Origin of the sequence: Pseudomonas citronellolis (assembly GCF_001586155.1) — a bacterium.
In the GTDB taxonomy this organism is placed as follows: domain Bacteria; phylum Pseudomonadota; class Gammaproteobacteria; order Pseudomonadales; family Pseudomonadaceae; genus Pseudomonas; species Pseudomonas citronellolis.
Map to the genome: position 1 here is coordinate 4,439,994 of NZ_CP014158.1, position 14,430 is coordinate 4,454,423.

Genomic DNA, 14,430 nt, shown 5'->3' on the forward strand with positions numbered 1-14,430 from the left:
CTGCCTAGGAAAATACAGCGCTTATAATCGGCGGCTCGCCAGAGAGTGCCCCCATGACCGCCATCCACATCAAGTCCCCCGCCCTCACCCTCAAGGCCGGCGCCCGCGCCCTGCGGCGCATCCGCGAGCGCGGCCTGAGCCCCGCCGACGTCGGCATCCTGCCCGGCGCCGCCGGCGGGCCGAAGGCGCTGGGCATCCAGGGGCTGGACCTGGCGCTGTTCGGCGAATGGCTGCCGCGCGCGCCGCGCGAGCGCTCGCTGATCGGCGCCTCGATCGGCTCCTGGCGCTTCGCCAGCGCCTGCCTGGCGGACGCCGCCGCCGGCATCCGCCGCCTGGGCGAGCTGTACACGCAGCAGCGCTTCTCGCGCAATGCGGACATAGCCGAGGTCTCGGCCAGTTGCACGCGGATGCTCGACGACCTGCTCGCCGGGCAGGACGCCAGCGTGCTGGCCAACCCGCACTACCGCCTCAACGTGGTGGTGGTGAAGAGCCACGGGCGCCTGGCCGACGACGGCAAGCGCACGCTCGGCCTGGGCCTGGGCGCGGTGATCCGCGACAACCTGCTCGGCCGCCGCCACCTGCACCGCCACTTCGAACGGGTGATCCTCCACGACGCGCGCCTGACCCCGCCGCTGGCGCCGCTGCGGGACTTCCCCTCGCGCTGCCTGCCGCTGGACGTCGGCAACCTGCGCCACGCGCTGCTCGCTTCCGGCTCCATCCCCATGGTCATGCAGGGCGTGCGCGACATCCCCGGCGCCGGCCCGGGCACCTACCGCGACGGCGGGCTGCTCGACTACCACCTGGACCTGCCCTACGAAACCGACGGCGTGGTGCTCTACCCGCACTTCACCGACAAGGTCATCCCCGGCTGGTTCGACAAGGGCCTGCCCTGGCGCCGCGGCGACGCCACCCGCCTGCAGGACGTGCTGCTGCTCGCCCCCTCCCCCGAGTACCTGGCACGCCTGCCGCACAACAAGCTGCCGGACCGCAAGGACTTCAGGCGCTACCTGGGCGACGACGCCGGCCGCGAGCGCTACTGGAACAAGGCGATGGACGAAAGCCGGCGGATGGGCGACGAGTTCCTCGAACTGGTCGACGGCGGGCGCCTGGGAGAAAGGTTGGTGCCGCTGTAGGGCGCATAACGCCTACGGCGTTATCCGCCGCTTGACCTTGGCCATAATCCCGCTCGCTGCCGGGCACGGAGCCGCCGTCGAAGCCGCGCCAGGTTCAACCACGGAGTTGCCGGCAAGAAAGGTGAAGCGGCGGATAACCGCGAACGGTTATTCGCCCTACGTCCATGCTGGGCTTGGCGTAGGGCGCATAACGCCTACGGCGTTATCCGCCGTTTGGCCTTGGCATAATCCCGCTCGTTGCCGAGCACGGAGCCGCCGTCAAAGCCGCGCCAGGCTCAACAGGGAAGCACATACCTAGGAGCGGACTCCGTCCGCGATGGGCCGAGCCCGCACACCACGCCCCACAGATGAATCCCCTACCCCGGCTGCCCGTCGATCCGGGCCTTCCACAGCATCGGCCCGTAGTACCCGGCGAAGATCAGGAACGCCAGCGACCAGCACAGCGCCGCCAGCAGCAAGCCACCCAGCGGCAGCCACCACACCACCAGCACCCGCGCCAGCACGCCCAGGTTGAGCAGGCCGAAGCCCCAGGCCATCGCCTTCGGCGGCTGCAGCGCGCGGCCGGTGTGGCCGAGGCTGACGCGGGCGATCATCGCCAGGATCAGCCCGCCGACACCGCCCACGGTCAGCGCGTGCAGCGGCAGGCTGAAGGGCAGCGCCACGCCGGCCGCGGAAGCCGCCAGGCCGAACAGCGCCAGGGTCATCCAGGCATAGGCCAGGTGCAGCGACCACAGCAGCGGCACGCTCCACAGGTCGCGGTCGTACCAGCGCACCAGGCGCACCAGGTGGCCCAGGCCGAGCAGGCCGAAGAGCAGCGCCAGCACAGGCCCCGGTTGCAACGCCGGGCCGGTGGCGCTGAGCACCGCGAGCAGCGCGCCACCCAGCAGCAGCACCCAGTCCAGCCACGGCCAGGCCGGCACCTGGGCGGTACGTCCCAGGCCGCGCTGGGTGAAGAAGGGAATCACCCGCCCGCCGATCAGGCTCATCAGCGCCACCACCAGCCACAGCGCAGCCAGAACGCCGCCACGCTGCCAGGCCTCGTTGCCCAGCGCCTGTCCGGCCATGACCAGGGCGTCGGCCAGGGTCAGCAGGACCAGCACCATCAGCACCGGGTAATTGCGCGTCTGCCGCACCTGGTAGAGGCTGCGGCCGACGAACCAGGCCAGGGCCGGCGGGAAGGCCAGCTCCAGCACCGTGGCCAGCCACCAGGGCGCGCCCAGCAGCCAGGCCAGCCGTGCCGCCAGCCAGAGCAGGGCCAGGTTGCGCAACGGAGCGCCACTAAGGCCCGGGCGGCCGGTCCAGGTCTGCACCGCGGTGAGCAGGAAGCCGGCGATGATCGCCAGGGCGAAGCCGAACACCATCTCGTGGCGGTGCCAGCCCAGCCAGCCGCCCAGCGGCTGCCACGCGGGCAGCCAGCCGGCCAGTGCGGCGAGCCAGAGGAATATGGCGAGCGCCGCGAACAGCGCCCCGCCGAGGAAGAAAGGACGGAAACCCAGCCGCCACAGCGGCGGAATCGCCAATAGAACCTTGCGATCAACCAACAGCACAACAGACCTCCCAGCCTGGTTGGCGCATCTGCCGCTGGGCGATCAGGCGCAGCACGTAGCCCAGCTTGATGGCGGTCGGCCCGAGGACGGTCAGGGCGTGGGCGGCCACCAGTTGCGGCAGGTTGAGAAAGGCGTCGATGAAATAGGCGCCGAAGATGCCTCCCAGCAGCATAGCGGCCCCCGCGCTGAGCAGGGCGTTGGAGTGGCTGAGATTGCGTTGCGGACAGGCGAAGAAGCCTTTCATCACACACCTCCGGTAGTTCGGGGTGGCCGGCCCGCATGGGCCGGCCGGTCTAGCCTCAGGCCTCCAGCGCGCTGGCGGGGCCGAAGAACTCGTAGTGGCACTGCTTTTCCGGCACGCCCAGCTCGCGCAGGAGGCGCTTCACCTGGGCCATGAACGGCTTGGGCCCGAGGAAGTAGGCGTCCAGGTCGCGCTGCTCCGGCAGCCAGTTGCTCAGCAGCTGCTGGCTGATGAAGCCCTCGGCATCGGCCTGGTCCTGCTCGCGCGGCTCGCTGTAGCAGAAGAAGTGCAGCAGCGTCGGGTGCTTGCGCGCCTGGTTCTCGATGAACTCGCGGAAGGCGTGCACGCCGCCGTGGCGCGCGCAGTGGATGAAGTGCACCACGCGGCCGGCGTCCAGCGCCTGCTGCAGCATGGCCAGCGACGGGGTGATGCCGACGCCCGCGGTGATCAGCGCCAGCGGCTTGTCGCTGTCGCCCAGGACGAAGTCCCCGGCCGGCGGGAACAGGTCGATCTCGTCGCCTTCGTGGAGCTGGTCGTGCAGGTAGTTGGAAACCCTGCCCTCGGGCTCGCGCTTGACGCTGATGCGGTACTCGCGGCCGTTGGCCGGGGCCGACAGCGAATAGTTGCGGCGTACTTCCTCGCCATCCAGGTCCAGGCGCAGGCCGATGTACTGGCCCGGCTCGAAGTCCAGCAGCGCGCCGCCGTCCACCGGTTGCAGGTAGAAGGAGGTGATTTCCTCGCTCTCGGCCACCTTGCGCGCCACGCGGAAGCGCCGCGCACCGCGCCAGCCACCCTCTTCGGCGGCATTGCGGGCGTATACCGACTCCTCGGCGCCGATCAGGATGTCGGCCAGTTGCTGGTAGGCGGCGGCCCAGGCGGCGATCACCTCGTCGGTAGCGATCTCCTCGCCCAGCACTTCGCGGATGGCGCGCAGCAGGCAGGCGCCGACGATGGGATAATGTTCCGGCAGAATCTGCAGCGACACGTGCTTGTTGACGATCTGCCCCACCAGCGGGCCGAGGCGCTCCAGCTCGTCGATGTGGCGGGCGTACATCAGCACACCGTTGGCCAGGGCCCGTTGCTGGTCGCCGGAGGCCTGGTGGGCCTGGTTGAAGAGCGGACGCACCTGCGGATACTCGGTCAGCATCAGCTGGTAGAAGTGCCGGGTCAGGGCTTCGCCACCGGTTTCCAGCAGCGGGACGGTCGCCTTGATCAGGGTGCGTTGTTCGTTGGACAGCATGCGGATCTCCTTGGAACGCAAGACAGGGTGGGAACTGCCTGTAATCCTTCAGAAAACGTGCCAAGGCCGGCGCCCAGTATTCGCGGGACTTCCGCGGCATCAGAAGTCATAATGACCAGCAATCATTCGAGTCATACGGACTACATAGAGGTCAGAATGACCAGCAACCCCTTGCTTGCCACCCTGCTCCCCCTGGTCGACGACCTGTCCCGCGAACTGCCCGACGAAGAACGCTACCGGCGCCTGCTGGAAGCCCTGCGCGAACTGCTGCCCTGCGACGCCAGCGCCCTGCTGCGCCTGGAAGGCGAGCAGCTGGTGCCCCTGGCAGTGGACGGGCTGAGCCCGGACACCCTCGGCCGCCGCTTCAAGATCGCCGAACACCCGCGCCTGCAGGCCCTGCTGGAACGCCCCGGCCCTACCCTGTTCGACGCCAACTGCGGCCTGCCCGACCCCTACGACGGCCTGGTGGAAGGCGTGCACCTGGAAGTGCACGACTGCATGGGCTGCCCGCTGTACCTCGACGAGCAGCCCTGGGGCCTGCTGACCCTCGACGCCCTCGAGCCCGGGCGCTTCTCCAGCGGCGACCTGGACAACCTGCAGGCCTTCGCCAGCCTGGCGGCGGCCACGGTGAAGGCCAGCCAGCGCATGCTCGACCTCACCCTGCGCGCCGAGCACGAACAGCAGCGCGCCGACGCCTACCAGCGCGCCGCCGGCGAGGCCCCGCGCGAACTGGTCGGGCAGAGCCCGGCGCACCGCCAACTGGTGGACGAAATCAAGCTGGTGGCCGGCAGCGACCTCAGCGTGCTGGTCACCGGCGAGACCGGCGTGGGCAAGGAACTGGTGGCCCAGGCCATCCACCAGCGCTCGCTGCGCCACGCCCAGCCGATGATCAGCCTGAACTGCGCGGCGCTGCCGGAAACCCTGGTGGAGAGCGAACTCTTCGGCCACGTGCGCGGCGCCTTCTCCGGCGCGGTGGGCGAGCGCCGCGGCAAGTTCGAACTGGCCGACGGCGGCACCCTGTTCCTCGACGAAGTGGGCGAGCTGCCCCTGGCGATCCAGGCCAAGCTGCTGCGCGTGCTACAGAGCGGCCAACTGCAGCGCCTGGGCTCGGACCGCGAGCACCGCGTAGATGTGCGCCTAATCGCCGCCACCAACCGCGACCTGGCCGCGGAAGTGCGCGCCGGGCGCTTCCGCGCCGACCTCTACCACCGCCTGAGCGTCTACCCGCTGCGCGTGCCGCCGCTGCGCGAGCGCGGCAACGACATCCTGCTGCTGGCCGGCTACTTCCTCGAACAGAACCGCCCGCGCCTGGGCCTGCGCAGCCTGCGCCTGAGCGCCGAGGCCCAGGCCGCCCTGCTCGGCTACCCCTGGCCGGGCAACGTGCGCGAACTGGAACACCTGATCGGCCGCGCCTCGCTCAAGGCCCTGGCCTCAAGCCCCGAACGCCCGCGCATCCTCACCCTGGAGCTCGACGACCTCGGCCTCGAACAGGGCCTGCACCTGCCGGAAGCCGGCAAGACAGCACCCGCCCGCGAACTGCCCAAACCCGGCATCGAACTGCGCACCGCGCTGGACGACTTCCAGCGCCAGCTGATCGCCGCCAGCCTGCAGCGCCACGCCGGCAACTGGGCGGCCGTGGCCCGCGAACTGGGAGTGGACCGGGCCAACCTGAACCGCCTGGCCAGGCGCCTGGACCTCAAGTGAGCCGGGCCTGGGCTATCTTTGCAGACGCATAGCCCATGCCCCGGAGAAGCCTTCATGCGCCACCTGTTCGTCGCCCTGCTCGGCCTCGCTCTGGCCGGCTGCATCTCGCCCAACCAGGGCCGGCCACTGAACTTCGGCGAGTTCCCCAGCGCCGAGTACCAGGCGCTGGCGGTCCACGGCAACGGCAGGATCGACGGCCGCGCCTTCCTCAAGACCCGCGCCGGCACCCTGAAGCCGGCGGCCGGCAAGGACGTGGCGCTGATCCCGGCGACGCGCTACATGGCGCCGCTGTACAAGGCCTACCAGGAGCGGCGGCCGCTAGGCGAGCCCGACGCCCGGGCGAAGATCTACACCCGCACGGTGCGCGCCGACGCCGAGGGCCGCTTCAGCTTCGCCCAGGTGCCGGCGGGGCGCTATTACCTGAGCTGCGAAGTGACCTGGGAAACCACCGGCGCCAACGGCCCGACCACGGTGGGCGCGGCCGTCATGGCGCCCTTGACGCTGCGCGAGGGCGAGGAAGTCCAGGTCGAGTTGACGCGCTGAGCCGCCGACGGGGTGTGCCCGGGCGGCGGGCAAAGTGGGTACAATGGGCGGTTGCAATTGCCCACTGATGATCTGAAGGCCACCTCTTGGAACTGTTCAAGGAATTCACTTTCGAGTCCGCCCACCGCCTGCCCCACGTCCCGGAGGGCCACAAGTGCGGCCGCTTGCACGGCCACTCCTTCCGCGTGGCGCTGTACATCGAGGGCGAGGTCGACCCGCATACCGGCTGGATCCGCGACTTCTCCGAGATCAAGCAGATCTTCAAGCCGATCTACGAACAGCTCGACCACAACTACCTGAACGACATCCCCGGCCTGGAAAACCCCACCAGCGAGAACCTCTCGCGCTGGATCTGGCAGCAGGTCAAGCCGCTGCTGCCGGAATTGTCGCGGGTTCGGGTGCATGAGACTTGCACCAGTGGGTGTGAGTATCGCGGGGATTGAGGCTCGCCCCTCTCCCGCAAGCGGGAGAGGGGCCGTTCGTGCCACCGGGGCGTCCGGCGTGGCCGGTGAATCCAATCGCGGACAAAGTCCGCTCCGCATGAGCAAGCATGGCTTTTCGTAGGATGGTGTTGAGCGAAGCGATACCCATCGCCGCAACCGCATGGGTTTCGCAAGCTCAACCCATCCTACGAAAAGCGCCCCGGCGCGGCTTGCAAGACACTTACTCCTACGCCCATGCGTCCTGGAACAGTAGGACGGTGTTTCTCCCGTTCCTTGTAGGAGCGCGCCCGGCGCGCGAATCGCAGTCAGCCTGGAAACACGGCACTCCCCTGCAGGACACCGTCCGCGACAAAACCCTTTGCTGAAAACGAAAAAGCCCCGCGCTCAGGCAAGGCTTTCCATTGGCGCAAACCTCAACGCGCCGCAGTACGCCCGCCCTTCTTCTTGCCACCGAGCAAATGCGAGAACACCGCATGCAGGTCGCCCGAGGCGCTGTCGCCTTCCAGGTTCAGCTTGTCGTCGATGTGCGCCATGTGGTGCATCATCAGGGTCACGGCCTTTTCCTTCTCGCCCTTCTCGATGGCGTCGAGGATTTCGTTGTGCTCGTCGAACGAGCAGTGCGAGCGGCCGCCCGCCTCGTACTGGGCGATGATCAGCGAGGTCTGCGACACCAGGCTGCGCTGGAAGCTGACCAGCGGGGCGTTCCTGGCCATTTCCGCCAGCTTCAGATGGAACTCGCCGGACAGGCGGATGCCCGCGCCGCGGTCGCCGCGGGCGAAGCTGGCCTGTTCCTGCACCACCATCTCGCGCAGCTCGGCCAGGGCCTCGGCGCTGGCGTTGTCCACCGCCAGCTCGGTGATGGCGCGCTCGACGGTGCGCCGGGCGAAGAGGATCTGCCGGGCCTCGTCGATGCTCGGGCTGGCCACCACCGCACCGCGGTTGGGGCGCAGCAGCACCACCTGCTCGTGGGCCAGGCGCGACAGGGCGCGGCGGATGATGGTGCGGCTGACGCCGAAGATTTCGCCCAGGGCCTCCTCGCTCAGCTTGGTGCCCGGCGCCAGGCGCTGTTCGAGGATGGCATCGAAGATGTGCGCGTAGACGATCTCGTCCTGCGTGCCGGTACGGCTCTTGCCGTTGCGCGCCGGCTTCTTGATCTGTTGCAGCGGGTCGGTCATGGATCCTCAACCTTGTTGGGCGGACCGGCGGCCTGGGCAATCCGCTACCAGGTACGCGGGCGCGACGAAATGATGGCCACCAGTGTACACAAAATGCCCAGCACCGCGCACCCGGCGCATCCCCCCTGCCATGCGGCATTCAGCCGTTCCCTCTGTACAAATTCCGCGCAATGCCTGAGCGAATCTTCCGATGAATTGTTTGGAAGAAGGCGGGAGGTAGGTACGAAACATTATTTGATTTTTTTGTATACAACCTCATAATCGCCGGCGTGACTTCCTGACTCGCAAGTCAAGAACACGCCCTCAAGCCTTCCGCCGAGCCAGGGACGCAGGTGAACCAGCCGACGGCAAGGACCAACAACAAGAGCGTTGAGGAGTACCCGCTGTGGAAAGCACCAAACAAGAACAACAAACCGCTGTCGCCTCCAGCCCACCCGCCACCGGCCTGCTCGAACGCCTGTTCAAGCTCAGCCAGCACGGCACCACGGTGAAGACGGAACTGGCCGCCGGCCTGACCACCTTCATCACCATGGCCTACATCATCTTCGTCAACCCCAACATCATGGCCGACGCCGGGGTCAACCACGGGGCGGCCTTCGTCGCCACCTGCCTGGCCGCCGCCCTGGGTTGCTTCCTGATGGGCCTGTACGCCAACTGGCCGGTGGGCCTGGCGCCGGGCATGGGCCTCAACGCCTTCTTCACCTACACCGTGGTCAAGACCATGAACTACAGCTGGGAGATCGCCCTGGGCGCGGTGTTCATCTCCGGCGTGCTGTTCATGGTGCTGACCTTCTCGCGCATCCGCGAATGGCTGCTCAACAGCATCCCGCCGAGCCTGCGCTTCGCCATGGGCGCGGGGGTCGGGCTGTTCCTCGGGCTGATCGGCCTGAAGACCGCCGGCATCGTGGTCGCCAGCCCCGCCACCCTGGTGCACCTGGGCGACCTGACCAAGCCCGGCCCGCTGCTGGCGGCGATCTGCTTCCTGATGATCGCCGTGCTGGAATACCGCCGGGTGTTCGGCGGCATCCTCATCAGCATCCTCACCGTCACCGCGGCCGGCATCGCCCTGGGCCTGGTGCAGTTCGGCGGAGTGTTCTCGATGCCGCCGAGCCTGGCGCCGACCTTCCTGGCCATGGACATCGCCGGCGCCTTCAACGTGACCATGATCAGCGTGATCCTGGCCTTCCTCTTCGTACACATGTTCGACACCGCCGGCACCCTGATGGGCGTGGCCCAGCGCGCCCACCTGGTGCGCGAGGACGGCCGCATCGAGAACCTGTCCAAGGCGATGAAGGCCGACAGCACCTCCAGCGTGGTCGGCGCCGTGCTCGGCGTGCCACCGGTGACCAGCTACGTGGAAAGCGCCGCGGGCGTGGCCGCCGGCGGCCGCACCGGGCTGACCGCGGTGACCGTCGGCGTGCTGTTCGTCGCCGCCATGTTCTTCGCCCCGCTGGCCGGGATGATCCCCGCCTACGCCACCGCCGGCGCGCTGATCTACGTGGCCATGCTGATGATGGGCGGCCTGGCGCACATCGACTGGCAGGAGCACACCGAGACCATCCCGGCCATCGTCACCGTGATCATGATGCCGCTGACCTTCTCGGTGGCGGACGGCATCGCCATGGGCTTCGTGACCTACGTGGCGATGAAGGTCTTCACCGGCCGCCACAAGGACGTGACCGTCAGTCTGTATGCACTCTGTGCAATATTTGTAGCCAAATTCATCTTCCTGTAATCTGGAGCGGCCCCGCCACGGCCCCGACGCATGCCTGCGTCGGGGCCTTTGCATTCGAGAGCCCGCGATGAACCTGGAAACCTGGCTGCTCTACAGCAGCGCCGCCCTGATCGTGATCCTGATTCCCGGCCCGCTGTCGCTGCTGATGGTCAGCAACAGCCTCAACTATGGCCTGCGCCGTTCGCTGCCGGCCTTCCTCGGCGGGGTCAGCGCCTCCATCTGCCTGCTCAGCGCCTCGGCCCTGGGCCTGGGCGCCCTGCTGCTGGCCTCGGAGAAGCTGTTCAGCGTGCTCAAGGTGCTGGGCGCGCTCTACCTGTTCTACCTGGCCTGGCAGAGCTGGCAGGAATCGCGCATCGCCGGCCAGCCGCGCGCCGCCGAGGAGATGCCGGTCAACCCGGGCTTCCGCAGCCTGTACTGGAAGGCCTTCGGCCTGGGCGCCAGCAACCCGAAGGACATCCTGTTCTTCGCCGCCTTCCTGCCGCAGTTCCTCAAGGCTGACCACCCGCTGTGGCAGCAGCTGCTGGTGATGATCCTCACCTGGGCAGTGCTCGACTTCGCCTGCAAGCTGTTCTACGGCCTCAGCGCCCGCGGCGCGGCGCGCTTCCTGCGCTCGGGCAAGGGCCAGGCCTGGTTCAACCGCGGCAGCGCCGCGCTCTTCGCCACCGCCGGCGGGGCTTCGTTGTTGAGCCGCTGAGGTCCATAGAACCGTTCGCGAGCAAGTTCGCTCCTACAGGCGCCAACGCTTTTCGTAGGAGCGAGCTTGCTCGCGAACGGTGTTTACCGGCAGCAGGGAGAGGGAGCTGTCCTGCGCGAACGAGAGGTTCGGCATCAACCTGTAATTGGATGGACTCACCCTCACCAAGGCGTCGAGGCGCCACGGTGGCGGTCTAAGAAGCCACCGACAGTGAGGGTGAGTCCATGAAAAAGCATACGACGATGAATAAGCCGGTGTCTGCAACCGATGTATCGGTGTGCACGACAGTCGCCGTGGATCTGGCGAAAAAGGTCTTCCAGGTGGCGGGGGAAGACGCCCTGGGTCAACTGGCGTACGCACAGCGAATCAAGTCGCGTGAAGCGTTTCAGGTGTTTCTGCAGAAGCTGCCGGAGGGCGTGACGGTGCTGATGGAGACCGGCCCTGGAGCACAAGCCTGGGCCCGGCTGCTGCAGGCGCAGGGCAACCCGGTGCGTATCCTGCCGGCCCAGCGGGTGGCCGAGCACCGGAGCGGAGCGAAGAATGATCGCAATGATGCCCACGCCATTCTGCGGGCGGGCCGGGATAGCAGTATCGCGTCGGTGCCGGTGAAGAGCGTCGCGGCGCTGGCGATGCAGGCCTGGCACCGTGTCCGGCGGGGCTATGTGCAGCGGCGCACCGCCATGGGCAATCAGATCCGCGGGCTGCTGCTGGAGCAGGGCATCGCCCTGGCGCAGGGGGATGTGGGCTTGAAGCAAGGTGTCACCCGGGTGCTGGAAGACGCCAGCCAGCCGTTGCCGGCGCTGCTGCGCGAGCTGATCGACGAGATGCTGAACGAATGGCAACGGCTGGGCGAGCGTATCGCCGCGCTGACCGGGCGTCTGGAAGCCTGTGCCGCCGCCGACCCGACAGCGAAACGGCTGATGACGGTACGTGGTATCGGTCCGATCACGGCTACGGCTTTGCTGGCCAAACAGGTCGAGCCGGAACGTTTCGCCAATGCGCGTCAGTTCGCTGCCTACTTCGGCATCGTGCCCGACCAGCACAGCAGCGGGCAGAAGATAAGGCTGGGCAAGATGACCAAACGTGGCGACGCCTATGTGCGCAGCCTGATGGTGGTGGGCTCGCATGCGGTGTTGAAGCAACTGCGGCCCGATTCCGAACACCCGGATGATCGGCGCCTGCAGCGCTGGCTACAACGTCTGGGGCGCAAGGGCGCAGCAGTGCGACTGGCCAACCGCAACCTGCGTATCGCCTGGGTGCTGCTGTGCAGCGAACAAACCTACCAGCGCAAGCCGAATGCTTGCCGGGAGATGGAAATGAGCCACTGATCAACGAGTTCCCGCCAACGGGGCGCCAAGTCGCTCCAACCCTTGCTGAAGAACATTGACCCCTGGTCAGACCGTCGCGGATCGATGCCTACGCTCCTACCGGCCTTCGAGGCCTCTTTGTAATCGGCATTCCGCGGGCTTACCCAATGTTGGCCAGAAGCCCGACGTGGCTTCCTCGAACAGGCCTAATACATAGATGCAGTCGGGTTTTCATGTTCAAAAGCGGGTTGACGGTGGGGGTGAGTCCATACATAGGAGCGCGCCCTGCCCGCGATTTCGCGCGTAGGGCGCGCTCCTACATGGGAACGCGGTGGAGGTGAAGTGGAGCGATACCCATCCTACGAAAGCACCTCGGCGCAAAAGCACACAGGCAAAAAAAGACCCGCCAGAGGCGGGCCGATGGGACTCCACGAAGAGTCGGGTAGGAAGTCGGTGGCGGCCTAGCTGCCGCGGTAGGTCGAATAGCTGTACGGCGAGATCAGCAGCGGCACGTGGTAGTGGTCGCTTTCCGAGGCGATGCCGAAGCGCAGCACCACCTGGTCGAGAAAGGCCGGCTGCGGCAGTTGCACGCCGCGGGCGCGGTAGTAGTCGCCGGCGTTGAACTGCAGCTGGTAGACCCCGGCGCGGAAGTCCTCGCCCTGCAGCAGCGGCTCGTCGCAACGGCCGTCGTCGTTGGTCACGCGGGTGGCGACCAGTTCCAGCTGCTGGCCTTCCACGCGGTAGAGCTCGACCTTGATGCCATGGCCGGGGCAGCCGTGGGCGGAATCCAGTACGTGCGTCGTCAAACGTCCCATGGGCTCTGGGCATCCCCGGCGCGGCCGGCGGACGCCGTCCTCCTTCTCGGTGTGGTGTGGGTTGCACCCCGCAGGCGGCGGCCGGCCGGGTGGATTGGATGGGACGAAAATACGCCATCACCCAAACATTGTATACAAAAAATTTGCTCCAGCACCCCGAAACGGCGCCCACGCACCAGCACGCGGCACTTCGATCCGCAGCCGGAGCCAGGAAGGCCACAGCCCGCCGGGCTGACCGTTCGGGCAGTCAGTTTGCTTGCTTTACCGACGGATGCGGATGACGACGGATGGCGAAATCGGCACGCGGGATTGTATTTACATACGGCCACACAACTTGTATACAATGTCTCGCAACACGGTGACGCACGCCCTACCGCCCGCGCCACCCCCAACAAGAAGGAACACTGCAGTGAGCGCTGACTACCCACGCGATCTGATCGGTTACGCCGACAACCCTCCCCACCCGCACTGGCCGGGCGACGCCCGCATCGCGCTGTCCTTCGTGCTCAACTACGAGGAAGGCGGCGAGCGCTGCATCCTCCATGGCGACAAGGAATCCGAGGCCTTCCTCTCCGAGATGGTCGCCGCCCAGCCGCTGCAGGGCGCGCGCAACATGAGCATGGAATCCCTCTACGAATACGGCAGCCGCGCCGGCGTCTGGCGCCTGCTCAAGCTGTTCAGGAAATACGACCTGCCGCTGACCATCTTCGCCGTGGCCATGGCCGCCCAGCGCCACCCGGACGTGATCAGGGCGATGGTCGCCGCCGGCCACGAGATCTGTAGCCACGGCTACCGCTGGATCGACTACCAGTACATGGACGAGGCCCAGGAGCGCGAGCACCTGCTGGAAGCCATCCGCATCCTCACCGAGCTGACCGGCGAGCGCCCGCTGGGCTGGTACACCGGCCGCACCGGCCCGAACACCCGGCGCCTGGTGCGCGAGGAAGGCGGCTTCCTCTACGACTCCGACACCTACGACGACGACCTGCCCTACTGGGACCCGCAGAGCACCGCCGAGAAGCCGCACCTGGTGATCCCCTACACCCTGGACACCAACGACATGCGCTTCACCCAGGTGCAGGGCTTCAACAAGGGCGACGACTTCTTCGAATACCTCAAGGACGCCTTCGACGTGCTCTACGCCGAAGGCGCCGAGGGCGCGCCGAAGATGCTCTCCATCGGCATGCACTGCCGCCTGCTCGGCCGCCCGGCGCGCCTGGCCGCGCTGGAGCGCTTCATCCAGTACGTGAAGGGCCACGAGAAAGTGTGGATCGCCCGCCGCGTCGACATCGCCCGCCACTGGCACGAAAAGCACCCGTTCAAGGAGAGCCAGGCATGAGCCGCTTCCAGACCCTCACCCCGGCCAGCCTCGACCGCGCGGCCTTCGTCGTCGCCTTCGCCGACATCTACGAGCACTCCCCCTGGGTGGCCGAGAAGGCCTACGACCTGGGCGTGGACGAAAGCCTCAACGACATCGAGAGCCTGCAGCAGCGCATGGCCGACATCCTCCTGTCGGCCAGCCATGAAGCCCAGCTGGCACTGATCAATGCCCACCCGGACCTCGCCGGCAAGGCCGCGGTGCGCGGCGAGCTGACCGCCTCCAGCACCTCCGAGCAGGCCGGCGCCGGCATCCACGAATGCACTGCCGAGGAATTCGCCCGCTTCAACGAACTCAACGATGCGTACAAGGCGAAATTCGGCTTCCCCTTCATCAAGGCGGTGAAGGGCAGCAACCGCCACCAGATCCTCGCGGCCTTCGAGGAGCGCATCCACAACACGCCGGAGCAGGAATTCCAGACCGCCCTGGCCGAGATCAACAAGATCGCGATGTTCCGCCTGCAGCAGCTCTGAGC

The 14,430-nt window shown here is 67.3% G+C and carries 14 protein-coding genes; 9 read left to right on the forward strand and 5 right to left on the reverse strand.

Translation table 11 applies throughout. The features are described 5' to 3' along the window. Positions 1-53 precede the first annotated feature (53 nt). Positions 54-1,133: a hypothetical protein gene (locus tag PcP3B5_RS19220; RefSeq protein WP_061562149.1), complete on the forward strand. Its 1,080-nt coding sequence runs from the start codon at positions 54-56 to the stop codon at positions 1,131-1,133. Positions 1,134-1,489: 356 nt separating this feature from the next. On the opposite strand, the gene PcP3B5_RS19225 is transcribed toward PcP3B5_RS19220, so the two are convergent. From PcP3B5_RS19225 to hmpA, 3 genes are read right to left on the reverse strand one after another with little or no spacing between them, the layout of a single operon-like run. Next, complete coding sequence (locus tag PcP3B5_RS19225; protein WP_061562150.1) at positions 1,490-2,680, reverse strand: NnrS family protein; 1,191 nt, start codon at positions 2,678-2,680, stop codon at positions 1,490-1,492. Continuing rightward, positions 2,667-2,924 (reverse strand): hypothetical protein, encoded by a 258-nt coding sequence (locus PcP3B5_RS19230; RefSeq protein WP_009618692.1) that lies wholly within the window; start codon positions 2,922-2,924, stop codon positions 2,667-2,669. Before PcP3B5_RS19230 ends, PcP3B5_RS19225 begins: the two co-directional genes overlap by 14 nt. 55 nt (positions 2,925-2,979) lie before the next feature. Next, positions 2,980-4,161 carry an NO-inducible flavohemoprotein gene (gene hmpA / locus PcP3B5_RS19235; protein WP_061562151.1) on the reverse strand — a complete coding sequence of 394 codons (1,182 nt, stop codon included), beginning with the start codon at positions 4,159-4,161 and terminating at the stop codon, positions 2,980-2,982. Between the two features lie 156 nt (positions 4,162-4,317). Here hmpA and norR point away from each other — a divergent pair, with 156 nt between their 5' ends. From norR to queD, 3 genes are all read left to right on the forward strand, one after another. Then, positions 4,318-5,865 (forward strand): nitric oxide reductase transcriptional regulator NorR, encoded by a 1,548-nt coding sequence (gene norR, locus PcP3B5_RS19240; RefSeq protein WP_058490215.1) that lies wholly within the window; start codon positions 4,318-4,320, stop codon positions 5,863-5,865. A gap of 54 nt (positions 5,866-5,919) precedes the next feature. Beyond that, positions 5,920-6,408 carry a carboxypeptidase-like regulatory domain-containing protein gene (locus tag PcP3B5_RS19245; protein ID WP_061562152.1) on the forward strand — a complete coding sequence of 163 codons (489 nt, stop codon included), beginning with the start codon at positions 5,920-5,922 and terminating at the stop codon, positions 6,406-6,408. Positions 6,409-6,494: 86 nt separating this feature from the next. Then, complete coding sequence (queD, locus tag PcP3B5_RS19250; protein WP_009618684.1) at positions 6,495-6,851, forward strand: 6-carboxytetrahydropterin synthase QueD; 357 nt, start codon at positions 6,495-6,497, stop codon at positions 6,849-6,851. A 413-nt stretch (positions 6,852-7,264) separates the two neighbouring features. Here queD and PcP3B5_RS19255 read toward each other — a convergent pair whose 3' ends face one another. After that, on the reverse strand, positions 7,265-8,026 hold the full coding sequence (locus tag PcP3B5_RS19255; protein WP_043272143.1) for a GntR family transcriptional regulator: 762 nt from the start codon (positions 8,024-8,026) through the stop codon (positions 7,265-7,267). A 385-nt stretch (positions 8,027-8,411) separates the two neighbouring features. On the opposite strand from PcP3B5_RS19255, the gene PcP3B5_RS19260 reads away from it, so the two are divergent. From PcP3B5_RS19260 to PcP3B5_RS19270, 3 genes are all read left to right on the forward strand, one after another. Further along, the gene (locus PcP3B5_RS19260; RefSeq protein ID WP_061562153.1) at positions 8,412-9,761 is read left to right on the forward strand and encodes an NCS2 family permease; all 1,350 of its coding nucleotides are present in this window, start codon (positions 8,412-8,414) and stop codon (positions 9,759-9,761) included. 67 nt (positions 9,762-9,828) lie between these two features. Continuing rightward, positions 9,829-10,455 (forward strand): LysE family translocator, encoded by a 627-nt coding sequence (locus PcP3B5_RS19265; RefSeq protein ID WP_058490236.1) that lies wholly within the window; start codon positions 9,829-9,831, stop codon positions 10,453-10,455. 224 nt (positions 10,456-10,679) lie between these two features. Next, positions 10,680-11,783, forward strand: coding sequence for an IS110 family RNA-guided transposase (locus tag PcP3B5_RS19270; protein WP_061562154.1), 1,104 nt, complete (start codon positions 10,680-10,682; stop codon positions 11,781-11,783). 440 nt (positions 11,784-12,223) lie between these two features. On the opposite strand, the gene uraH is transcribed toward PcP3B5_RS19270, so the two are convergent. Further along, a complete protein-coding gene (gene uraH / locus PcP3B5_RS19275) occupies positions 12,224-12,577 on the reverse strand; it encodes a hydroxyisourate hydrolase (protein ID WP_009618677.1) in 354 nt (117 codons plus the stop codon). 409 nt (positions 12,578-12,986) lie between these two features. Here uraH and puuE point away from each other — a divergent pair, with 409 nt between their 5' ends. Both puuE and uraD read left to right on the forward strand, forming a co-directional pair. Next, on the forward strand, positions 12,987-13,916 hold the full coding sequence (gene puuE, locus PcP3B5_RS19280; RefSeq protein ID WP_043272146.1) for an allantoinase PuuE: 930 nt from the start codon (positions 12,987-12,989) through the stop codon (positions 13,914-13,916). Continuing rightward, on the forward strand, positions 13,913-14,428 hold the full coding sequence (uraD, locus tag PcP3B5_RS19285; protein WP_061562155.1) for a 2-oxo-4-hydroxy-4-carboxy-5-ureidoimidazoline decarboxylase: 516 nt from the start codon (positions 13,913-13,915) through the stop codon (positions 14,426-14,428). Before puuE ends, uraD begins: the two co-directional genes overlap by 4 nt. The last annotated feature ends 2 nt before the right edge of the window (positions 14,429-14,430 follow it).